Below are 21,031 nucleotides of genomic sequence, written 5' to 3'. Positions count from 1 at the left end.
GCGGTGCGGTGGCAAGGGCGCCGTTGGGGAAGCGCCCTCACCCGAATCTAAAGTCCGATCTCCGAGGCCTCGATCACCTGCGGCTCCGCCACGCCGGCGGCGAGCCATTCGACCATCAGCGGGTGGTTCAGCAGCGCCTGCTGGTAGGCCAGGGGCCGGCCGGTCAGCGCGTAGCCGAAGGTTTGGAAGCGGGTGGCGATGGGCGCGAACATCATGTCGGCGCCGCTGAAGGCGCCGAACAGCCAAGGCGTGCCTTGGCGGCCGGCGGTCTCCCAGATCTCCAGAACGCGGCGGATATCGGCCTCGACGGCCGGGGTGATCACCGCACGCCGATTGCGGGCGCGGGTGTTGCAGGGCATGGCGCCGCGCAGGTCGTTGAAGCCGGCGTGGACTTCAGCCGCATAGCTGCGGGCCCGGGCCCGGTCGGCGGGATCGGTCGGCCAGACGCCGTCGAAGCGCTCGGCCAGATATTCGAAGATCGCCAGGGTGTCCCAGACGGCCAGATCGCCGTCCTTCAGCATCGGCACCATCCCCGTCTCCCCGCCCATGGCGCGCACCTGTTCGCGGGCGCCGGGCGAATAGATGGGAATCATCACCTCGTCGAAGGGGGCGCCGACGGTCTTGAGCAGCAGCCAGACCCGCATGGACCAGGACGAGTAGTTCTTGTTGCCGAGGACGAAGGTCAGGGACATGGCGCGCTCCTATGAAAAGGTGCGCAGTCCTATGGCCCGCGTCGCGCGGCATGGAAAACGATGTTCCCTCACGCTGATTGTGACCTGCGCGCACAATGCCTCAGGCCTGCGCCATATCGCGCACATAGCGCTTCCAGTTCTCGACATAATGCAGGGCCGAACCGGTGAGGATCTGGGCCTGGTGCTCGCTGACCTCGCGGATCACCTTGCCTGGCGCGCCCATGACCAGGCTGTTGTCGGGGATCTCCTTGCCCTCGGCGATCAGAGCCCCCGCCCCGATCAGGCAGTTGCGGCCGATCCTGGCGCCGTTGAGCACAATGGCCCCGATGCCGACCAGGCTGTTGTCGCCGATGGTGCAGCCGTGAAGCATGACCATGTGGCCGATGGTGCAGTTGGACCCGATAGTGAGTGGAACGCCAAGATCGGTATGAAGAACAGAGCCGTCCTGGACGTTGCTGTTCTCACCGATGGTGATGGGATCATTATCGCCGCGCACGGTGACGCCGAACCATATGCTGGCGTTCTTCTTGAGAACGACATTGCCCATGACGCTGGCGTTTGGAGCGATCCAGTATTCGCCGTCCGCAGGGAGGGTCGGAGCAGCGGCGCCCAGCTTATAGACACTCATATGACACCCATCCTTAATTTAAGCGTCGCGCTTGTTTAATGGATCAGAAACCACGTTACCCTCATTGTAGTGAGGCAATTCGAGAGGCGAAAACCTCTTTGATCCCGCCGCGGGCGACTGTCCGTCCGTGGTCTCCTTGAGACGGAGTTTCGGGTGTCGCGTATGGGTCCCTGGCGGGGTTTGGAACCGCCCTCATTGGCAAGTGTCTACGGACCGCCGGGCCCTGCTCGTCACTTCGTCTCGTACCTCCCCACCGACCACCCCAAGGGCGCATCCATGCGGACGCGTCCTTTTTTCATGCCCCAACGGAGGCTTTGATGACCAAGCGTGCTCTGAAGCGGATGGTGCGCGAAGGCGCTTTCAATTCTGCGCAGTTCGAGGACGACGGGAAGGTTCGCCGCTTGCCGGTGGATCGCGGCGGCTGGTCGCCGGTCAATCAGGGCGGGCGTGGCGATGATCGCGAGCAGGGGTACGTAAAAACAATAAAACCAAAGTCCGCCGGCCAGGCTCAGCTGATCGAGGCCATCGACAGCAAGAACCTGGTCATGGCGCTGGGTCCGGCAGGCACGGGCAAGACCTATCTGGCCATCGCCAAGGCGGTCGAGGCGCTGGAAGCCGGCAAGGTCGGGCGCATCGTGCTGTCGCGGCCGGCGGTCGAGGCCGGCGAATCCATCGGCTTCCTGCCGGGCGACATGGAGGACAAGTTGGCCCCCTATCTGCGGCCGCTCTACGACGCCCTGTCCGACCGGTTGAGCATGAAGCGGGTTCGGGCCCTGATGGCCGAAGGCGCCATCGAGATCGCGCCGGTCGGCTACATGCGCGGCCGCACGCTGAACAACGCCTTCGTGGTCATCGACGAGGCCCAGAACTGCACCTACGTGCAGCTGAAGATGCTGCTGACCCGTCTGGGCTGGCACTCGACCATGGTGGTCACCGGCGATCCGCACCAGTCGGACCTGCTGCCCGGCGTATCGGGTCTGGCGGAAGTGGCCGACAAGTTCGATCCGGTCGACAACATCGCCGTCGTCCGCCTGGCCGACCGCGACATCGTGCGCCACCCGCTGGTCGCCGAGATGCTCGGCGTGCTGACCTGATCTGAGCTGAAATCCTCCCCTCTGGGGGAGGTGTCCTGAAAGGACGGAGGGGGCCTGGCTGAATCGGCAAGCCCCCTCCACCACTTCGTGGTCCCCCTCCCCCAAGGGGGAGGATTTGTTCTCTTCCTACTCGCCCAATCGTCTCGCGATGAGCGCCTCGGCGGCTTCTCCCGCCCGTTGGGCAGGACCGTCGGGGCCGTGAACCTGGCGGGTCACGTAGATGCCTTCCAAGATCAGCAGCAGCTCGTCGGCCAGGGCTCGCGGATCATCCGCGCCCATGGCCCTGGCCATGTCCGTAAGTCGCTCGCGCTGGCGCCGCTTGAAGCCCAAGGCCTCGGCCCGCACCAGGCTCTCTTCCGGATATTCAACCGCCGCGTTCGAATGGGCGCAGCCGCGATAGCCAGGCTGCTTGGAGCGTTCGGCCGCCCCATGGAAATAGGCCGTGAGCGCGGCGCGCGCATCGCCGGGATGGGCCGCCTCGGCTTCATCCAACCGGCTCCAGAAGCCGCCCTCCTGGCGCTGCAGCACCGCGACGGTCAGGTCGTCCTTGGAGCCGAAGGCGCGATATAGGCTCGGCTTGCCCACCCCCGCCACGTTGACGATCTCCTCCACGCCCACGGCGCGGATGCCTTGCGCATAGAAAAGGGTTTCGGCGGCGTCGAGGACCTTATCGCCCGCGCGTCGTGGGGCGGCCTCGTTGGACGGGGTAGTGATGTGGTCGGCGTCGGACATTAGCTTCACTTGACAATGTAACCGATCGGTACGCTTATCAAGAAAACAACGTACCGATCGGTTACATGACCCTACGCCTTCCCAGGGCCCTTGGCCAGAACTACGCCTTCGTCGTCGCGGGCGTGATCTTCCTGTCGCTTCTGGCGGCGGCCGCCCTGCGCTCGGCGCCCGGCGTGCTGATGAAGCCGCTGGAGGACGCGTTCGGCTGGGATCGGGGGATCATCTCCCTGGCGGCCGGGATCGGGATCTTCCTTTACGGCATGACCGGCCCCTTCGCGGCGGCGCTTATGTCGAGCTTTGGCCTGAAGCGCGTCGTGGTCGTCGCCCTGGCGGTGATGGCGGTCTCCACCGGGGCCTCGGCCTTCATGAGCGAGCCTTGGCATTACGTGGCCACCTGGGGCGTGGTCAGCGGCGTGGGCAGCGGGGCGGTGGCCATGGTGCTAGGCGCCACTGTCGTGAACCGCTGGTTCGTCACCCGGCGCGGCCTGATGACCGGCCTGCTGACCGCCAGCACCGCGACGGGCACCCTGCTCTTCCTGCCGCTGATGGCCTGGGCGACGCAGCAGGGCGGCTGGCGGCCGGTCGTCATCGGCGTGGCGGCGGCCATGGCGCTGCTCGCGCCGCTGGCGGCGCTGCTGGTTCCGGACAAGCCGTCGAGCGTGGGCCTTCGGCCTTACGGCGCCGGCGACGATTATGTGGAGCCGGAGACGATTGCCGGCGGCAAGGCCCTGACCTACGCCTTCGGCGTTCTGTTCCGCGCGGCGCGAACGCGGACCTTCTGGCTGCTGTTCATCGGCTTTTTCGTCTGCGGCCTGACGACCAATGGCCTGGTGGGCACGCACATGATCGCCCTGTGCGCCGACTACGGCATGGCGCCGGTGCAGGCGGCGGGGCTGATGGCGATGATGGGTCTGTTCGACCTGGTCGGCACGACGCTGTCGGGCTGGGCCACCGACCGGTACGATCCGCGCAAGCTGCTGTTCATCTACTACGCCCTGCGAGGCCTGAGCCTGATCTACCTGCCCTTCTCGGACTTCTCGATCGTGTCGCTGGGCGTGTTCGCGGTGTTCTACGGGCTGGACTGGATCGCCACCGTGCCGCCGACCGTGAAACTGGCGAGCGAGGCGTTCGGCGACCGCGATGGCCCCATCGTCTTTGGCTGGATCGCCGCGGGCCACCAGATCGGCGCGGCGACGGCGGCTATCGGGGCGGGGGTGCTGCGCGCCGCCCAGGGGCGCTATCTGGAAGCCTTCGTCATGGCCGGCGCCGCGGGCATGATCGCGGCCGCCGCATCGCTGTCGATCCGGCGGCCGGCTGTCATCAGGGCCTAGTCGAGGTCTTCGGCCAGGATCGCCATCTGGAAGGTGAAGGAGCCGTCTTCGTCCTCGTCCTCGTAGATGACGCCGATGAACTCGCCCTTCAGTTCGACTTCGGCGCTGTCCTTCTGCTTGGGACGGGCCTTCAGGGCGATGTGCGGGTTGCCGAACGTGCGCTTCATGTGCGCTTCGATTCGGGAGATGTCCTTGTCGTCCACGGGGGTGGCTCCTTGATTGCTCCGCGCCGTGGCGCTTGGCGCGAACCTAACGGCCTGAGCCGAAGCCGCAACCCGCTAAAGCGCATCACCTGTGGGCGGAGCGGGTGTCGCGGCCCCTTGAGCCACCAGCCAGTCCCGGAACAGGCGCACCGGCTTGGTCAGTCCGCCGCGCGGCGTGATCGCGATGATCTGCGCCTCGCCGTCGACAAATCCCAGGGGAGCGACCAGACGGCCCACCGCCAGATCGCGCTGCACGAAGCCCCACGGCCCCATGGCGACCCCAAGACCGGCGGCGGCCGCTTCCAGCATGTAGAAATAGTGGTCGAACTCGCGGTTCACGGGCGGCGGCGGCAATGTGATTCCGGTCCGCATCTCCCATTCGGCCCAGGCCGGCAGGAAGGTGCGGGTATGCAGCCGGGGCAAGGCGGCCACCGCCTCCACCGTCGCTTCATCCTTCAGCAGGCCGGGCGCCATGACCGGCCCCTGGTAGTGCTGCATGAAGGCAGTCGCCTCGGCGCCGGCGGGAACGCCGGTCCCCACGGCCCCCAGGCGGATCGCCAGGTCGGTGTCGGCGAAATCGACAGGGCCGTTGGTTTCCTGGATCCGCACCGGCACGTCGGGATGGGAGTCGATGAAGTCCGGCAAGCGCGGGATCAACCACTTCATGGCGAAGGTCGGCTGCACGGTGACACGCAGCCCGTCGTCCTTGCCGGGCGCCTGGGGCAGCCCCTGCTCAACCAGGTCGAAGGCCTGGGTCAGGGACTGGGCGAGTTTCAGCCCAGGCTCGGTCAGGCGCAGGCGGCTCTTGGGGCCTTCGGTCAGGGCGACGCCCAGATGATCCTCAAGACTGCGGACCTGGCGGCTGACGGCGCCGTGGGTGACGAACAGTTCGTCCGCCGCCGTGGTCATCCGCCCGTGCCGACCGAACGCCTCGAAGGCGCGCAGGGCGTTGAGCGGCGGAAGCGGTCGGCGAGCCATTGTGCGAAAACCTCACAGATGACTGCTGATAAGTCGTTTGTGCTCGAACGGCAACGGCGGCATCAGACTGGCCGATGAATCAGACAGCAAAGACAAGCCGCCGCCTGACCTTGAACGAGGTTCTGGCGGTCGCCCTCATCTGGGGGGCGGTGATCTATGGACTGAGCACGGGGCCGACCGAGGCGCGGACCGAGGCCCGCGCCAGCGTCGAGGGTTGCGGCGGCTAGATCGAGTAGTCGTAGACCGCGTCGGCCAGGGTGTGATCCATGGTCCTGGCCGGCTCCTCGCAGGTCGGGCAGTTGACCAGGCGGGCCGGAACGCCGGCGGCCGTGCAGTGGGCCGGCACGGGTTTGAGCACCACCGAACCCGAAGCGATCTTGGCGTAGTCGCCGATGGTGATGTTGCCCAGCACCTTGGCCCCAGCGCCCAGCAGGACGCCCTTGCCGATCTTGGGGTGACGATCGCCGCGCTCGGCGCCGGTGCCGCCCAGGGTCACGCCATGCAGCATGGAGACATCGTCGCCGACCACGGCGGTCTCGCCGATCACGATCCCGGTGCCGTGGTCCATGAACACCCCGGAACCGATACGGGCGGCCGGATTGATGTCGATCTGGAACAGCTCGCTGACCCGGCTTTGCATGTACCAGGCCATGGTCTCGCGGCCCTGGCTCCACAGCCAGTGGCTGACGCGGTGGGTTTGCAGGGCCAGGAAGCCCTTGAAGAACAGGAAGGGCTGTACGTAGCCCTTGCAGGCCGGGTCACGCTCGAACACCGCCTTCAGGTCGGCCTCGGCGGCGGCGATCAGGGAGAGGTCGGCGCGGAAGGCTTCCTCGGCGACCTCGCGGGCGCTCATGGCCCGCAGCTCCTGGTCACCGACCTTGCGGGCGATCTGGTAGGACAGGGCCGCGCCCAGGTCGGCGTGCGACAGGATCACGGCGTTGAGCAGGGACGCCAGGGCCGGCTCGGCCTGGGCGGCGCGTTGGGCTTCGGCGCGCAGGGCGGCCCAGACGGGCGGCGCGGTCGCGGGCTCGACGACTTCCAGATGCTTGGCCATGACTTTCCCTCTCCGCCCTAGCCTAGCACAAGTCGCGACAGGCCGTGCGGCAGCTCTCCCTGGGTAGCCATATGGTGCACGCGCAGCAGCATCGCCAGGGTCAGCATGTCGGGCATGTGCCCGGCCACGGCGGCGTTCAACGCCTCGCGGAACGGCACGCGGACGATGGCCAGGTCCTCGGTCTCGTCAGGCGCGGCCTTGCCGGCGCTCAGGCCTGTGGCGAGATAGCCGAAGGCCAGCTCGTCGGTGACCGAGTTGGAAAGCTGGGTGTTGAGGATGAGGGTCCAGTCCTTGGCGACCAGCCCCGTCTCCTCGCGCAGCTCGCGCTTGGCGCCGTTCATGGGGTCCTCGCCCTTCGGCGCGCCGCCTTCGGGCAGCTCCCACGAATAGTCGCGGTGGGCGAAGCGGTTTTGTCCCACCAGGATGATGGTCCCGTCCTCATGCAGGGGGACCACCGCGGTGGCGATGTTCTTGAAGGCCACGACGCCGTAGCGGGCCGAACGCCCCGTGGGCGAGGTCGCCTCGTGCTCGCGAACCGCCAGCCAGGGATTTTCGTAGACGACCTTCTCGCTGTTGCTCACCCAGGGTTTGCCATGGGTCCGCATCCAGGCTGGTTTGTGCGACATGTTCTCAACTGCGCCTTGTTTGCGCGACGGCGCGGCCATAGGTCTGCATCGCGCTTAACCGTTTTGCCCGAGGCCGTCTTGCGACATTCCATCCCGCCCGCTCCGGAATTCGGCGAACCGCTGCCGCTCGAAGCCGCTCCGGCTGTCCTGGATTTCCTGGCGCGGCGACGCTCGGCGTCCGCGGTCGCCCTGACTGAACCTGGCCCCGACGCCGGTCAACTGGCCGACCTACTCACCTTGAGCACTCGCGTGCCCGATCACGGCAAGCTCGCCCCCTGGCGGTTCGTGATCCTGCGCGGCGAGGGCAAGGCCGCCTACGCCGACAAGCTGGAGGCCATGGCCCGCGCGCACGGCGACGCCAAGCGCCTGGCCACGCTCGCCAAGCTCAGGACCCCGCCCCTGGCCGTGGTCGTCGTCTCCAGCCCGCAAGTCGGCAAGATCCCCGAATGGGAACAGGTGATGAGCGCCGGCGCGGTCTGCACCCAGATGCTGCTGGCCGCCTCGGCCATGGGTTTCGGCGCCAACTGGATCACCGACTGGTACGCCTTCGACGACGAGGCCCTGGCGTCGCTGGGCCTGAAGGAGGGCGAACGGGTCGCCGGCTTCATCTATCTGGGCACGAGCGGCGAGGCGCCGCTGGAGCGCCTGCGCCCGGACGTCCAGGCGATCACGACGGAGTGGTCCGCCTAGCGTCCGCGATAGGCCGGAACGCCCTGTTCCGGGACCCACAAGCCCTTGGGCGCCTCGCCCGTCTGCCAGAAAACGTCGATGGGGATGCCGCCGCGGGGATACCAGTAGCCGCCGATGCGCAGCCATCGGGGGGCCGCGACTTCGACGAACTTGCGGCCGATGGCGACGGTGCAGTCCTCGTGGAAGGCGCCGTGGTTGCGGAACGAGCCGAGATAGAGCTTCAGCGACTTGGATTCGATCAACCAGTCGCCGGGGGCGTAGTCGATCACCAAGTGCGCGAAATCGGGCTGGCCGGTCACCGGACACAGGGAGGTGAACTCCGGCGCCACGAAGCGGGCCAGGTACAACACGTCGCTCTGCGGGTTCGGCACGCGCTCGAGGACCGCCTCCGAGGGGTACTTGGGGTAGGCCACTTCGCGGCCAAGCTGGGTCAGGTGCGTCTCGTCCATCCGCGCCACTTAACACCGCCGGGCCTCAAGACAAGGGCCGCCCTCGCCGCTAGGCTTTCACAAAACATAAGGAGGACGACATGGCGGGACGTGATTTCGACGGCTGGACAGTGGTTGTCACCGGCGCCTCGACGGGGTTGGGCCGCGCCATCGCGGTGGAGGTCGCCAGCCGCGGCGCAGGCACGGTGGTCGTCAACTACGCCCGCAGCGAAGCCGAGGCGGCCCAGACCGTGGGCCTGGTCGAGGCGCAAGGCGCCCGGGCGGTCCTGATCCAGGGCGACGTGGCCGAGGACGCCGACTGCCGCCTGATCGCCGAGGCCGCCGCCTCCACCGGACGCATCGACGCCCTGTTCAACAACGCCGGCACGACAGTCTTCGCGCCCGACCATGCCGACCTGGACGCGGTGTCGGCCGACGACTTCCTTCACCTCTACAAGGTCAATGTGGTGGGGGCCTACCAGATGGTCCGCGCCGCGCGATCGCTGCTGGAGGCCGCGCCCCAGCCCGGGGCGGTGGTCAACACCGCCTCAATCGCGGGCGTTACGGGCATCGGCTCATCGCTGCCCTACGCCGCCTCCAAGGGCGCGATGAACACCATGACCCTGTCGCTGGCCCGGGCCCTGGCGCCGAAGATCCGGGTCAACGCGATCTGCCCCGGCTTTATCGACACCCCCTGGTTCGGAAAGGCGATGGAGGAGGAGCGCATCGCCCGCATGCGCCAGGGCGTGATCGCCTCGACCCCGCTGAAAGCGGCCTCCACCGCCGAGGACATCGCCGGGGCGGCGGTGTTCCTGGCCTCGCCCGCTTCGCGCCATGTCACGGGAGAGACACTTTTGGTCGACGCCGGAACGCACCTGGGTTTTGCTTCTCTTTCAATGCGATAGCCCTTCAGGCGCCTGATCCCCCGGCGCCTGACACGCCCCTCGACGCTCAAATTTTGGGCGTTTATCCACAGCGTCGCTTAACTATGCGACAGCCGGATGGGACCGCGCGCCCACGGTCCGCCGAACATTGCTTCCCCACAAAGGTGTCACTGAAGCTGCGCTCAGGGCCACTCAGCACCTACCCCGACGCAGGAGGGGCCAGCGTCGGGAAAACAAAAGGGGATAAAAATTGAAGACCTTGAAGCTAGCGCTCTGCGCCGCCGCCGCGTCCATGCTCATGACCGGCGTCGCCGCCGCGCAGGACGGCGGTCCGAGCATCGCGTTCAATGTCGGCGCCGCGTCCGACTACATCTTCCGCGGCGTCAGCCAGAGCGACCAGGAGCCTGTCGTGTTCGGCGGCGCTGACGTCACGGCCGGCAAGTTCTACGCGGGCGTCTGGGCGTCCAGCCTAGACTACCTCAACTCCACCGACGCCGAGATCGACTACTACTTCGGGGTGAAGCCGACCTTCGGTCCGATCTCGGCCGACTTCGCCGCGATCTACTACACCTATGTCGATCAGCCCGAGGGGGCGGACTACAACTACTGGGAGTTCAAGGCCGCCGCCTCCGTGCCGGTCGGCGCGGGCTCCATCGGCACCGCCCTCTATGTCTCGCCGGATTACTTCGGCGCGGGGGTCAAGGAGACGGCCTATTACGAGGTCAACGGCTCCTACCCGGTGATGGACAAGCTGGCGCTCTCGGCCACGCTCGGCCGCCTCGATTACAAGGGCAACGGCGACTACACGACCTGGAACATCGGCGGCACCTACGCCCTGACCGACAACCTGGCCATCGACCTGCGCTACGCGGACACCAGCCGCCACGAGTTCGGCGACTACTACGAGGAATCCTTCGTGGCGACGCTGAAGGCGACGTTCTAGGGCGAGCCTCGATTTCAAGAAGGGAAAGCCGCCGCGAGGGACCGCGGCGGCTTTTTCTTTTGGCGCTCAACGCGCCGGACCTGCTTAAAACTGTGGTCGGCCACCACGGCCCCGGCTATGTCTTGCGCCGTTTCGGCGCGGGCGTGGCGAAACTGGTAGACGCAACGGACTTAAAATCCGTCGGGCTATGCCCTTGCCGGTTCGACCCCGGCCGCCCGCACCAACCCAAGTCAGACCGCGGCGCGGGGCGGCCACCGCCCCTTACGGGTGGGCGGGCGCCCATTTGGCATAGGCGTCCAGGGCTTTTTGCGGCGAGGCGATCCACCACGAATAGCCGTTGCGGCGGCCCACCGAGATGAAGTTCACGTCGTCGTGGATCGTCTGGTCCTTGTCGCCGAAAATCGGCCGGCCGTTGACGATGTCGTAGTTGCGCGACCAGATCGGGCCGGCGCCCTTCTTGTCGATCAGCTTTCGGCCCTGGTCGGTCATCTCGAACGACTTGTCGTGGACACGGGTCAATTCCAGCCACGCGACACCGTCGCGGATCGCCGCCTTCACCTCGGCGGACGGGTTCTTCTCGCCCATCAAGAAGAGCAGGATGTCGGTGGTCTCGCCGCTGGCGACCGAGCGGGGCTCGTAGTTGCGGGCGCTGGTGGGGACCAGGCGCATCGGCTCGACCTGCTGGGGCCAGCCCATCACCTTGCCGCCATAACGAACCTGGGCGCGAAGCATGACGTCGATCGCCCGCTTGGTCGCCTCGGCGGCGCGGCCTTCCAGCTCGGCCGGCACGAAGCCGAAATCGTTCTCGCCGTTGGCCACGTCGCGAAGCACCATGGCGGCGTTGGCCACGGCGTTGTCATTGAAGGTGATGGAATCGTGGAAACCGCCCTCCAGCGGCCAGATCTGCGGCCAGCCGCCGTTCGGGTACTGGGCGTTGAGCAGATAATGGACGCCCTTGATCACGCTGGCGCGCCAGGCGTCGCCCTCGCGTCCGGGAGCCTGGGCCGCGACCTTGGCGAGGAAGCGCATCTCGGTCCAGGTGGCGTCATTGTCCAGAGTGCCGACGAAGGTCCAGAAGCGGTCGGCCGGTGCGTCGAAATTGGCCGGGTTCTGCTCCATCGTCTCGGCGTCGTTGGAGAAGCGCTGACCCTTCAGGCGGGCGATGCGGCGGTCCTGGTTCTTGCTCCAGCCGCCGGCGGGGGTCTGGAAGGTCACCATGGCGTCGGCGATGGCGCGGGCTTCCGCCGAGCCGTACCACTTCACCGGCCGGTCCAGCGGCATGTTGTAGCTGTTGCCGCCCACGGCCTTGGGGGCCGGCGGCGGGGTCGCGCCGGCCGGCAGCTCGGCCGCCAGGGCGGCGCGGTCCGCCTTCATCTGCGCCTGCGAGCGGGACAGATAGTCTAGCCAGGGGCCGCGCTCGGCGTCAGGCAGCGCGCCGATCCGATCAGCGGTGAGACCCACGGCCGGCGTGTTCATGCGGATGACTTCCGCCCGCGCCGCGCCGCCGTCGAAGCTGACCGCGGCCAGGGCGGCCAAGCTGAACGCCGCAATGTTCAGGGCGTGTCTCATCGTGCGTCTCCCGACAACCTAACGGATCCATCCGTTCTCATTATATCGACAGACTTCTTACATGATGGGAGCAAGCCCTCAAGCGCGTTAAACGCAAAAAGGCCGGGCGCTGGGCCCGGCCTTTGTGTCGTTCTACCTTGTGAAACGCCCTAGGAGGCAGGCCCGCCCATGCCGCCCTGACCGGCGCGGCCGCCGGCGTCGTCATCGCCGAACAACGTATCGCTCAGCGGCTTGTCCTGCTTGGTCTTGGCGCAAAGCTTCTCGGCGTGGCTGCGGTCGCCGCCGAACAGCGGCTTGCGCGGCTCGAACGAGCGGTCTTCGGTCTTGTCTTCAAACGGGCGGGTCATCGCGGACCTCCTTCTTCCTCCCCGAAACGGGCTGATAAGGAAATTCTCGAATCGGAGCCCTGGTTCCGCTTTTGCGATCATGCCTCGACCGCCCAGACCTTGGCCGCGCCCGCGGCGCGAAGGGCCTCGACCAGCTCATCCACGGCCTGATCCACCTCCGCCGCGTCCCGCCCGCGGACCACCAGATTGGCGCCGTAGCCGTCCGGCGGGGTGAAGAATGGATAACTGCCCAGGGACATGTCCGGATGCAGCTTGGCCACCGCCTCCAGCGGCGCGGCGATCAACCCTTCGCCGGAGCCCTCGACCCGCACGGTGCGCGAGATGACCACCGCCCCGGTGCGCAGGCGCGGACCGACGTCGTCCAGCATGCCGCGCATGATCGCCGGCACCCCGGCCAGGACGAAGACATTGCCGATCTGGAAGCCGGGCGGGCCCTGCACCGGGTTCTTCACCAAGGTACCGCCTTCGGGCACGTGGGCCATGCGGCGGCGGGCGGCGTTCACCTCGCCCCAGCGCGCCTCGAGCATGGCCATGATCTCGGGATGCTCGTGGACAGGCAGGCCGAACGCCTTGCCCACGCTGTCGGCGGTGATGTCGTCATGGGTCGGGCCGATGCCGCCGGTGGTGATCACATAGTCGTACCGGGAGCGCAGTGCGTTGACCGCGTCGACGATGTCCCGCTCCACGTCCGCCACCACCCGCGCCTCGCACAGGTCGACGCCGTAGGTGGCCAGGTACTTGGCGATGGCGTTGAGGTTCACGTCCTGGGTGCGGCCCGACAGGATTTCGTCGCCGATGATCAGGACCGCGGCCGTCACCCGTTCAGCGCTGGAGGTCATCGCCCGTCTTCCCTAAATGTCGCGCTCTATCCTCCCGGACTTAGACCCCGCATGCTTTTGCCGCAACCGATGGCGCACGGTCGCCTCGTCCATCGCTACAAGCGCTTCTTCGCCGACGTGGTTCTCGACGACGGAACGGCGATCACCGCCCACTGTCCAAATCCCGGCGCCATGCTGGGGCTGAAGGACGAGGGACTAGGAGCATGGATTTCCCACGATCCCAATCCCAAGCGCAAACTGCCCTGGACGCTGCAGTTGGTGGAGGTCGACGGCGGGCTTGTGGGCATCAACACCATGCTGCCCAACCGACTGGTGGCCGAGGCCCTGGCGACGGCCACGATCCCGGAGCTGTCCGGCTACGCGACGATCCGCCCCGAGGTTCGCTACAGCGAGGCGAGCCGCGTGGACTTCCTGTTGGAGCATCCCGACCGGCCGCCCTGCTGGCTGGAGGTGAAGAACTGCCACCTTCGGCGCGACGGGACGCTTGCGGAGTTTCCCGACTGCGTGGCCGCCCGATCGTCAAAGCACCTGAAGGACCTGGCCGCCCAAGTCGCCCTGGGCCATCGCGCGGTGCAGCTGTTCGTGATCCAGCGCACCGACTGTGACCATTTCGCCGCCTGCGCCGAGCTCGATCCCGTCTACGCCGCGGGACTGAATGACGCGGCGGCGGCAGGCGTTGAAGTTCTGTGCTACGATTGCGACATAAGCCCTGAAGCGATCCGCCTGGCGCGCCGCATCCCGTGGCGCGACGCCCCGCATGGCGCGGGCTAGGTCGATCTGGAGTTGAGAAACATGGCGTCTGGCGATGATATCCTGGAGACGGAAGTCCGCGACGGGACCATCAAGATCCACAAGCCCGAGGATTTCGAGGGCATGCGCAAGGCCGGCCGCCTGGCGGCCGAGTGCCTGGACATGCTGGTTCCGCACGTCCAGCCGGGCGTCTCCAGCGAGCATCTCGACACCCTCGCGCGCGAATTCATCCTCGATCATGGCGCCCTGCCGGCCTGCCTGTTCTACAAGGGCTACAGCCACACGGTGTGCATCTCGCGCAACCACGTGGTCTGCCACGGCATCCCGGGGGACTGGACCCTGCGTGAAGGCGACATCGCCAATATCGACGTGACCGTCATCGTCGACGGCTGGCACGGCGACCACTCGCGCATGTACGGCGTCGGCAAGGTGCCGGCCCGCGCCCGCCGCCTGGTTGACATCACCTATGAGGCCCTGGCCCGCGGCCTGGCGGTGATCAAGCCGGGCGCCACCCTGGGCGACGTGGGCCATGCGATCCAGAGCTATGCCGAGGCCCAGCGTTGCTCGATGGTGCAGGACTTCTGCGGCCACGGCCTTGGCCGGGTCTTCCACGACGAGCCCAACGTGCTGCACCTGGGGCGTCCGGGCACGGGTCCGGAGCTGAAGGCCGGCATGTTCTTCACCGTCGAGCCGATGGTGAACCTGGGCAAGCCGCACGTGAAGGTGCTGTCGGACGGCTGGACCGCGGTGACCCGCGACAAGTCGCTGTCGGCCCAGTGCGAACATTCGGTGGGCGTCACCGAAGCGGGCGTGGAGATCTTCACCGCCTCGCCCGCCGGCCTGTTCCAGCCGCCGATCCTCGGCGAGTAGGACGCAGAAACACGCGACCGCTTTGCAACAGGGCGGCGAAGGCGTGGCCAGCTTCAAGGCCCTCGGTCCCATCCAGGGCCCGAGATCAAAGGGTCTTGGTTGCGGAACATACTGCCCCGCCTGTTGTTCTAGCAGGCGAAGACAAGGGCTGTACCAATGCGCCGTTCCGCGACCATCCTTCGATCCGCCGCCGCGACGGCGCTTCTGCTCAGCCTTGCGGCCTGCGCCAGCGCACCGCTGAAGCCGGGCGGCAATCTGGCGTCCTATGACGGCCTGACCAAGGCCGAGGGGCCGCGCACCAAGGCGCGCATCCGCTATGACGCCGCCGCGCTCGGCAAGGCGCGCACCGCCCACATCGCCCCGGCCACCTTCTCTCCCGAAGTGGCCGCTGAACTTAACGAGGAGCAAAAGGCGCTGGTCGCCGCGGCCCTGAACCGTACGCTGTGCGACCGGGTCGCCCAGCGTTACGACATCGTGCCGCAAGGCGAGCGCGCCGACCTGACCGTCACCTCCACCATCACGCATCTGGAAAAGACCGAGGGCGGCCTGGCGGGCGCCTCCATCGCCGCCTCCGCCCTGTCGCCGATCCCGTTCACGCCGCGCCTGCCGATCGGCATGGGCTCGCTGGCGGGCAAGTCGGAAGTGAAGGATGCGTCGGGCAAGCAGGTGGCGGCGATGATGTGGGCGCGCGGCGCCGACGCCTTCACCACCGACCCGCGCCTGTCGAAGATCGGCGACGCCTATGAGCTGTCGGAGGCTTTCGGCCGCGACATGGGCCGGATGGTGACCCGCCACTCCGACCCGTTCAAATCCGCCCCCAAGCGGACCTGGGAAGAACGCAAGGGTGACGATCCGCAGTGCGCGGTGTTCGGCGACAAGCCTGGCTTGGCCGGCTTCATTGGCGAGCGTCTGGGAGCCCCTCCCGGCTGGACCGACAAGGCCAATGATCCGAAGCCGGAGAAGAAGCCGCAGAGCGTGGCTAGGAACGAAGGCTCCTGAGGCGCGCGACCACGCGCCAGCCCAGCAGGACCAGCACGATCGCCCCATAGACGAGGGGCGGACGGTGATCGGCCTTCACCAGCAGGTAGTAGTGAACCACGCCTAGCGGCACGATGGCGTAGATCAGCCAGTGCAGCCGCCGCCATGCGCGCGGCCCCATCCGGCGGATCATCCCGTTGGTCGAGGTGACCGCCAGCGGGACCAACAGCACGAAAGCCAGCATTCCCAGGGTGATGAAGGGGCGCTTAAGGATATCGCGCCAGACCGCCGCGAAGTCGAAGTACTGGTCGACGCCGATGTAGGTCAGCAGGTGGGTGGAGACATAGGCGAAGGCGAACAGGCCGATGGTGCGCCGAAAGCGGATCAGTCGCGGCTTCCTTAGGAGCCGTGCGAGCGGCGTGATCGCCAGACCGACGATCAGCAGACGCAGGCCCCAGACGCCCAGTTGCCGGATCAGCCGCTCGATCGGGTTGGCGCCCAGCTCGCCCAGCACGGCCTGGGCCGCCAGCCAGACAAACGGCGCGAGGCAGGCCAGCCATACCGCCCAATAGACGATCCGGTCGCGGGTCTGGCGGTCCATCAATAGAACTTCCGAAGGTCCATGCCGCGGTACATGCCGGCGACCTGATCGCCATAACCGTTGAACAGCAGGGTCTCGCGGCGACGGAATTCACCGATACGGCGCTCGTTGGCCTGCGACCAGCGCGGATGATCCACCGCCGGATTGACGTTGGAATAGAAGCCGTATTCGCGGGCGTTCAGCATCTGCCAGGTGGTCTTGGGCTGGGTTTCCTGCAGGCGGATCTTCACCACCGACTTGATGCTCTTGAACCCGTATTTCCAGGGCACGACCAGACGGATCGGAGCGCCGTTCTGGTTGGGCAGGGTCTGGCCGTAGAGACCGACCGCCAGGATGGTCAGGGGATTGACCGCCTCGTCGATGCGCAGACCCTCGCGATAAGGCCAATCGAGATAGGGACCGCGCTGTCCGATCATCTGGTCGGGCCGCATCAGGGTCTCGAACGAGACGAACTTGGCCTTGGACGTCGGCTGCACGCGACCGATCAGGGCGGCCAGCGGCAGACCGATCCACGGGATGACCATCGACCAGCCCTCGACGCAGCGCAGGCGATAGATGCGCTCCTCCAGCGGGGCGGTCTTGAGGATGTCCTCCAGGGCGTAGCGGCCGGGCTTGGCGCATTCGCCCTCGATCAGAACCGACCAGGGGCTGGTCTTCAGGCGGCCGGCGTTCTTGGCCGGATCATCCTTGTCGACGCCGAATTCGTAGAAATTGTTGTAGCTGGTGATGTCCTCCAGCTTGGTGCGCTTCTCGTCCGTCGACCACTTGGACGGCTTGAACGCCAGGGGCGCTGCGGCGGCCGTTCCCGCCAGGCCCATGCCCGCGGCGATGCCGGCGGCCATGAACTCGCGCCGGCGCAGGTAAATGTCGCGAGGGGTGACATCGTTCTCGGTCAGGCCGGGGGCGTTTCGGATCAGCATCATGATCTCCGCTTCGGGCTAGTTACGAACGAGACGGCCGTTTGGTTACAACCTCGCGCCAAAAACCCTCGAACAGCGCACGATTCAGACATCATGGCCCGACGCGCTGGAAGAGCCTGTCATCTTGGCCCCTTGCCGCAAAGGGGCTGGCGCGTTCGCTCGCCTTGGGTCTAGGGTGCGAACAAAGATTAGAACAAGCGTTTTAAAGGGAGGAGTATGGAATGACGGACGCCGTCGCCGGGGCCGCGCGCCCCGAATCTGCCCAGCCCGTCGCCTCGCCGCTCGGGGCCGTCTCGAAAGGCTATCGGCGGTACGCGCTCAGTCTCCTCCTGGTCATCTACACCTTAAATTTCCTGGACCGGCAGGTGATCAACATCCTGGCCGAGCCGATCAAGCGCGACCTTGGCCTGGCGGACTGGCAGCTGGGTATGATGACGGGCCTCGCCTTCGCGATCTTCTACACGATCCTGGGCATTCCGATTGCCCGGTATGCCGAGAAGGCCAATCGTCCGCTGATCATCGCCGCCTCGGTCGGGGCGTGGAGCGCCTTCACCATGGCGTGCGGCGCGGCGCAGAACTTCTGGCAGCTGGTCCTGGCGCGGATCGGGGTCGGGATCGGTGAAGCCGGCTGCTCTCCCCCGCCCATTCGCTGATCACCGACTATGTGCCCAAGGAGAACCGCGCCTCGGCCATCGCCTTCTATTCCATCGGCACGCCGCTAGGCGCGCTTTTGGGGATGGCCATGGGCGGACTGGTGGCGGACCATTATGGCTGGCGCGCCGCCTTCCTCGTGGCGGGCGCTCCGGGGGTGCTGATGGCGCTGATCGCGGCCTTCACCCTGGTGGAGCCGCGCAAGAGGCTGACCGCCGACATCGCCGCCCGCGCGGCGGCGCAGATCAGCACCAAGGCGGCCCTGGCCGTGCTGATGGGCAAGAAGACCTTCTGGCTGGTGGCCTTTGCCGCCTCGATCAAGGCGTTCGTTGGCTATGGCCACGCGCCGTTCACCGCCTCGTTCTTCTTTCGCAACCACACCCAGGAGATCGCCGAGCTGGCGGCCAACTTCGGCTTGAAGTCGGGAGGATTCCTGGGCCTGGCGCTCGGCCTGATCGCCGGGACGGCGGGGGTGTTCGGCGCCTGGTTCGGCGGGGTGCTGGCCGACCGGCTGGGGGCAAGGGATCTGCGCGCCTATGTGATCGTCCCGGCCATCGCCAGCCTGATCACCATCCCGGTCTACATCTTCGGCGTCCTGGTCGACAGCGCGCTGGCCGCCATCGTCATCCTCGCGATCCCGGCGGTGCTGGGCACCTTGTGGTACGGCCCGGTCTACGCCACGGCTCAGAGCATCGTGGAGCCGCACATGCGGGCCACCGCCTCGGCGGTGCTGCTGTTCATCATCAACCTGGTGGGCCTTGGCCTGGGTCCGGTGGCGGTGGGGATCCTCAGCGACGTCCTGGCCGGCCCGATGGGCATGGGCGAGGCCGAGGGGGTGCGCTGGGCTCTGATCATTTCGACGATGTTCGGCCTGATCGCATTCGTGCTCTTCTGGCAGGCGCGCAAGACCATCCGCGAAGAGATGGTCGGCTAAAACAAAACGACATCAAAGGGAGTGACGGGCTTGGCGACTGAGGCGACGACGCGGGACCGGCCGCGGTACTCCGGAAGCTATCGCGGCACGGTCCTGGCGCTGCTGCTGCTGGTCTACACGGTCAACTTCATCGACCGCACGATCATCGGCACCATCGGACAGGCCATCAAGACGGACCTGAACCTGTCCGACACACAGCTTGGCCTGCTGCAGGGCTTCGCCTTCGCCGTCCTCTACACCACCTTGGGCATCCCCATCGCGCGCCTGGCGGAACGCAAGAACCGCGTGACGATCATCAGCGTCTGCCTGGTGATCTGGTCCGGCTTCACCGCTCTTTGCGGCATGGCCACCAACTTCATCCAGCTGCTGCTGTTCCGGGTCGGCGTCGGGGTCGGCGAGGCCGGCTGCTCCCCGCCCGCCCACTCGCTGATCAGCGACTACTATCCGGCGCAAAAGCGCGCCTCGGCCCTGGCCATCTATTCGTTCGGCATTCCGCTGGGCACCATGTTCGGGGCCATGGCCGGCGGCTGGATCGCCGAGAACCTCTCCTGGCGCCTGGCCTTCGTCATCGTCGGCCTGCCCGGCATCGTGCTGGCCCTGGTGGTCAAGCTGGTGATCAAGGAGCCGCCGCGCGGCTGGTCCGAACAGACGGTCGAGCCGGCCTCGCCCGAGGACGTGGCGGTGGATACGACCCCGCCGCCGTCGATCGGCACGGTCGCCAAGCGCCTGTTCACCAAGTGGTCGTTCATCAACATGACCATCGGGGTGACCCTCGCCTCCTTCGCCGCCTATGGCTCGGGCGCGTTCGCGGTCCCCTACTTCCTGCGCAACTTTGGCCTCAGCTTCGCCCAGGCCGGCCTGATCTTCGGCGCCATCGGCGGCGTGTCGGCGGGGATCGGCACCCTGCTGGGCGGCTTCCTCACCGACTGGGCGGGCAAGCGCAACGGCGCCTGGTACGCCCTGGTGCCGGCCCTCGGCCTGGCGGTCTCGACCCCGCTCTACGTGGCCGGCTATTCGGCCGCCGCCTGGAGCACCGCGGCGATGATCCTGATCGTGCCGGGGGTGTTCCACTACACCTACCTGGCCCCGACCTTCGGGGTGATGCACAACCTGGTCGAGCCGCGCATGCGAGCGACGGCCACGGCCCTGCTGTTCTTCGTCCTGAATCTGATCGCCCTCGGCGGCGGGCCGGTCTTCACCGGCTGGATCATCGACCTGTTCAGTACCCAGCAGTTCGCCTCTCTCAACCTCGGCGACTTCAAGGCCCTGTGCCCCGGCGGCAGGGCGGCCGAGGGCGCGGCCGCGGCGCTGGATGAGGCCTGCAAGGCCTCGGTCGCCAAGGGAACGCAGAGCGGGCAGATCACCACCGTCCTGATCTACGCCTGGGCGGCGCTGCACTACGGACTGGGCGCCATCGGCCTGTCCAAGGACCTGAAAGCCGCCCGCGGCGAGGGGTGAACTTGACTCGGGGGCGCCCACGGCTGAAGTGGGCGCCCTTGAGTTTGGGGGAACCATGATGGCCGACCTGAAGCCGCGCATGCGCGCAGACCTCGACCCCGCGCCCCATGCGGAGGCGTTCGAGCGCGACGGCTATGTCCAGATCGCCGATTTCCTCCCAGACGACGTGGCCGAGGGCATCGCCCAGATTCTGGAGACCCAGGTCCAGTGGTCGATCATGGTCACCGACCCCAACGGCAAGACCCACATCATCGACCGCGCCCAGTACGAGCAGGTCGGCCAGCAGAAGATCAACGAGTACCTGCGCCAGATGACCCAGCGCGGGGCCGAGGGCTTCGCCTTCCTGCACATGACCTATTCGCTGCTGGACGAGTACCCGCGCGACCCGGGCCACCCGATCGCCCGGGTGACCGAGTTCATGAACAGCCCCGAGTTCCTGGATTTCGGCCGCAAGGTGATCGGCGCCCCGACGGTGAAGAGCAGCTCGATCATGGCCTCGCGCTATGGTCCAGGCGACTTTCTGACCGTCCACGACGACAGCCACACCAGCGACACCCGCCGGGCGGCCATGACGCTGGGCTTCACCCGACGCTGGCGTCCGGATTGGGGCGGCCAGCTGCTGTTCCACGACGCGGCGGGCGATGTGGAACGGGGCCTGGCGCCCGGCTTCAACGTGCTGACGCTGTTCAAGGTGCCCAAGGCGCACTCGGTCGCCTATGTGGCGCCCTACGCCAAGGCGCCGCGCATCTCGATCACCGGCTGGCTGCGCGATGACCCGTCGCTGGTGAACTTCCCGGCCTGACGGGGTTGACTCGCGGGCGCTCGCGGACG

At 67.1% G+C, this 21,031-nt stretch carries 24 protein-coding genes, 1 tRNA gene and 1 pseudogene; 13 read left to right on the top strand and 13 right to left on the bottom strand.

Features of this window, described 5'->3' with window-relative positions:
• Positions 1-47: 47 nt before the first annotated feature.
• Together ABOZ73_RS15275 and ABOZ73_RS15270 are read right to left on the bottom strand one after the other, a co-directional pair.
• Complete coding sequence (locus ABOZ73_RS15275; protein ID WP_369058991.1) at positions 48-692, bottom strand: glutathione S-transferase family protein; 645 nt, start codon at positions 690-692, stop codon at positions 48-50.
• Between the two features lie 100 nt (positions 693-792).
• Positions 793-1,320, bottom strand: a complete 528-nt coding sequence (locus tag ABOZ73_RS15270; protein ID WP_369058990.1) for a gamma carbonic anhydrase family protein — start codon at positions 1,318-1,320, stop codon at positions 793-795.
• A 317-nt stretch (positions 1,321-1,637) separates the two neighbouring features.
• On the opposite strand from ABOZ73_RS15270, the gene ABOZ73_RS15265 reads away from it, so the two are divergent.
• Positions 1,638-2,414 carry a PhoH family protein gene (locus ABOZ73_RS15265; protein WP_369058989.1) on the top strand — a complete coding sequence of 259 codons (777 nt, stop codon included), beginning with the start codon at positions 1,638-1,640 and terminating at the stop codon, positions 2,412-2,414.
• Positions 2,415-2,540: 126 nt separating this feature from the next.
• Here the strand turns inward: ABOZ73_RS15265 and ABOZ73_RS15260 are convergent, their stop codons facing one another.
• Positions 2,541-3,146 carry a TetR/AcrR family transcriptional regulator gene (locus ABOZ73_RS15260; RefSeq protein ID WP_369058988.1) on the bottom strand — a complete coding sequence of 202 codons (606 nt, stop codon included), beginning with the start codon at positions 3,144-3,146 and terminating at the stop codon, positions 2,541-2,543.
• A gap of 65 nt (positions 3,147-3,211) precedes the next feature.
• On the opposite strand from ABOZ73_RS15260, the gene ABOZ73_RS15255 reads away from it, so the two are divergent.
• A complete protein-coding gene (locus tag ABOZ73_RS15255; protein WP_369058987.1) occupies positions 3,212-4,477 on the top strand; it encodes an MFS transporter in 1,266 nt (421 codons plus the stop codon).
• On the opposite strand, the gene ABOZ73_RS15250 is transcribed toward ABOZ73_RS15255, so the two are convergent.
• Positions 4,474-4,680 carry a DUF3126 family protein gene (locus ABOZ73_RS15250; RefSeq protein ID WP_369058986.1) on the bottom strand — a complete coding sequence of 69 codons (207 nt, stop codon included), beginning with the start codon at positions 4,678-4,680 and terminating at the stop codon, positions 4,474-4,476. The two genes, ABOZ73_RS15255 and ABOZ73_RS15250, sit on opposite strands and share 4 nt — an antisense overlap.
• A gap of 75 nt (positions 4,681-4,755) precedes the next feature.
• Complete coding sequence (locus tag ABOZ73_RS15245) at positions 4,756-5,658, bottom strand: LysR substrate-binding domain-containing protein (protein WP_369058985.1); 903 nt, start codon at positions 5,656-5,658, stop codon at positions 4,756-4,758.
• Between the two features lie 74 nt (positions 5,659-5,732).
• Here ABOZ73_RS15245 and ABOZ73_RS15240 point away from each other — a divergent pair, with 74 nt between their 5' ends.
• Positions 5,733-5,885 (top strand): hypothetical protein, encoded by a 153-nt coding sequence (locus ABOZ73_RS15240; RefSeq protein WP_369058984.1) that lies wholly within the window; start codon positions 5,733-5,735, stop codon positions 5,883-5,885.
• On the opposite strand, the gene cysE is transcribed toward ABOZ73_RS15240, so the two are convergent.
• Both cysE and ABOZ73_RS15230 read right to left on the bottom strand, forming a co-directional pair.
• Positions 5,882-6,712: a serine O-acetyltransferase gene (gene cysE / locus ABOZ73_RS15235; RefSeq protein WP_369058983.1), complete on the bottom strand. Its 831-nt coding sequence runs from the start codon at positions 6,710-6,712 to the stop codon at positions 5,882-5,884. The two genes, ABOZ73_RS15240 and cysE, sit on opposite strands and share 4 nt — an antisense overlap.
• A gap of 17 nt (positions 6,713-6,729) precedes the next feature.
• On the bottom strand, positions 6,730-7,338 hold the full coding sequence (locus ABOZ73_RS15230; protein WP_369058982.1) for an NUDIX domain-containing protein: 609 nt from the start codon (positions 7,336-7,338) through the stop codon (positions 6,730-6,732).
• 78 nt (positions 7,339-7,416) lie between these two features.
• On the opposite strand from ABOZ73_RS15230, the gene ABOZ73_RS15225 reads away from it, so the two are divergent.
• Positions 7,417-8,028 carry a nitroreductase gene (locus ABOZ73_RS15225; RefSeq protein WP_369058981.1) on the top strand — a complete coding sequence of 204 codons (612 nt, stop codon included), beginning with the start codon at positions 7,417-7,419 and terminating at the stop codon, positions 8,026-8,028.
• Here ABOZ73_RS15225 and queF read toward each other — a convergent pair.
• Entirely contained in the window at positions 8,025-8,477 is a 453-nt protein-coding gene (gene queF / locus ABOZ73_RS15220; protein WP_369058980.1) for a preQ(1) synthase, read from the bottom strand. The genes ABOZ73_RS15225 and queF overlap by 4 nt on opposite strands.
• 80 nt (positions 8,478-8,557) lie before the next feature.
• Between queF and ABOZ73_RS15215 the strand changes: the two genes are divergently transcribed.
• The 3 genes from ABOZ73_RS15215 to ABOZ73_RS15205 all read left to right on the top strand — a co-directional run bounded on the left by ABOZ73_RS15215 (position 8,558) and on the right by ABOZ73_RS15205 (position 10,506).
• Entirely contained in the window at positions 8,558-9,361 is an 804-nt protein-coding gene (locus ABOZ73_RS15215) for an SDR family NAD(P)-dependent oxidoreductase (RefSeq protein ID WP_369058979.1), read from the top strand.
• Positions 9,362-9,590: 229 nt separating this feature from the next.
• The gene (locus ABOZ73_RS15210; protein WP_369058978.1) at positions 9,591-10,283 is read left to right on the top strand and encodes a TorF family putative porin; all 693 of its coding nucleotides are present in this window, start codon (positions 9,591-9,593) and stop codon (positions 10,281-10,283) included.
• 137 nt (positions 10,284-10,420) lie between these two features.
• Positions 10,421-10,506: transfer RNA gene (locus ABOZ73_RS15205), tRNA-Leu, on the top strand.
• Positions 10,507-10,544: 38 nt separating this feature from the next.
• On the opposite strand, the gene pelA is transcribed toward ABOZ73_RS15205, so the two are convergent.
• The 3 genes from pelA to ABOZ73_RS15190 all read right to left on the bottom strand — a co-directional run bounded on the left by pelA (position 10,545) and on the right by ABOZ73_RS15190 (position 13,038).
• The gene (gene pelA / locus ABOZ73_RS15200; protein ID WP_369058977.1) at positions 10,545-11,852 is read right to left on the bottom strand and encodes a pectate lyase; all 1,308 of its coding nucleotides are present in this window, start codon (positions 11,850-11,852) and stop codon (positions 10,545-10,547) included.
• Positions 11,853-12,001: 149 nt separating this feature from the next.
• Positions 12,002-12,199 (bottom strand): hypothetical protein, encoded by a 198-nt coding sequence (locus ABOZ73_RS15195; protein ID WP_369058976.1) that lies wholly within the window; start codon positions 12,197-12,199, stop codon positions 12,002-12,004.
• Between the two features lie 77 nt (positions 12,200-12,276).
• Entirely contained in the window at positions 12,277-13,038 is a 762-nt protein-coding gene (locus ABOZ73_RS15190; protein WP_369058975.1) for a competence/damage-inducible protein A, read from the bottom strand.
• A gap of 51 nt (positions 13,039-13,089) precedes the next feature.
• Here ABOZ73_RS15190 and sfsA point away from each other — a divergent pair, with 51 nt between their 5' ends.
• The 3 genes from sfsA (at position 13,090) to ABOZ73_RS15175 (ending at position 15,657) form a co-directional block, all read left to right on the top strand.
• Positions 13,090-13,809, top strand: a complete 720-nt coding sequence (gene sfsA, locus ABOZ73_RS15185) for a DNA/RNA nuclease SfsA (protein ID WP_369058974.1) — start codon at positions 13,090-13,092, stop codon at positions 13,807-13,809.
• A 21-nt stretch (positions 13,810-13,830) separates the two neighbouring features.
• The gene (map, locus tag ABOZ73_RS15180; protein WP_369058973.1) at positions 13,831-14,658 is read left to right on the top strand and encodes a type I methionyl aminopeptidase; all 828 of its coding nucleotides are present in this window, start codon (positions 13,831-13,833) and stop codon (positions 14,656-14,658) included.
• A gap of 156 nt (positions 14,659-14,814) precedes the next feature.
• Complete coding sequence (locus ABOZ73_RS15175; protein WP_369058972.1) at positions 14,815-15,657, top strand: DUF3313 domain-containing protein; 843 nt, start codon at positions 14,815-14,817, stop codon at positions 15,655-15,657.
• Here ABOZ73_RS15175 and msrQ read toward each other — a convergent pair.
• Together msrQ and msrP are read right to left on the bottom strand one after the other, a co-directional pair.
• Positions 15,638-16,237 (bottom strand): protein-methionine-sulfoxide reductase heme-binding subunit MsrQ, encoded by a 600-nt coding sequence (gene msrQ / locus ABOZ73_RS15170; protein ID WP_369058971.1) that lies wholly within the window; start codon positions 16,235-16,237, stop codon positions 15,638-15,640. The two genes, ABOZ73_RS15175 and msrQ, sit on opposite strands and share 20 nt — an antisense overlap.
• Positions 16,237-17,157: a protein-methionine-sulfoxide reductase catalytic subunit MsrP gene (gene msrP, locus ABOZ73_RS15165; RefSeq protein ID WP_369062558.1), complete on the bottom strand. Its 921-nt coding sequence runs from the start codon at positions 17,155-17,157 to the stop codon at positions 16,237-16,239. Before msrP ends, msrQ begins: the two co-directional genes overlap by 1 nt.
• Positions 17,158-17,378: 221 nt before the next feature.
• On the opposite strand from msrP, the pseudogene ABOZ73_RS15160 reads away from it, so the two are divergent.
• From ABOZ73_RS15160 to ABOZ73_RS15150, 3 genes and pseudogenes are all read left to right on the top strand, one after another.
• Positions 17,379-18,742, top strand: a pseudogene (locus ABOZ73_RS15160) (spinster family MFS transporter).
• A 30-nt stretch (positions 18,743-18,772) separates the two neighbouring features.
• Complete coding sequence (locus ABOZ73_RS15155; protein ID WP_369058970.1) at positions 18,773-20,200, top strand: spinster family MFS transporter; 1,428 nt, start codon at positions 18,773-18,775, stop codon at positions 20,198-20,200.
• A gap of 79 nt (positions 20,201-20,279) precedes the next feature.
• Positions 20,280-21,002, top strand: coding sequence for a 2OG-Fe(II) oxygenase family protein (locus ABOZ73_RS15150; protein ID WP_369058969.1), 723 nt, complete (start codon positions 20,280-20,282; stop codon positions 21,000-21,002).
• Positions 21,003-21,031: the final 29 nt, after the last annotated feature.

Origin of the sequence: Caulobacter sp. 73W (genome assembly GCF_041021955.1) — a bacterium.
In the GTDB taxonomy this organism is placed as follows: domain Bacteria; phylum Pseudomonadota; class Alphaproteobacteria; order Caulobacterales; family Caulobacteraceae; genus Caulobacter.
The sequence above is the reverse complement of the archived record's forward strand: the minus strand, read 5'-3'. Positions and strand labels throughout refer to the sequence as shown.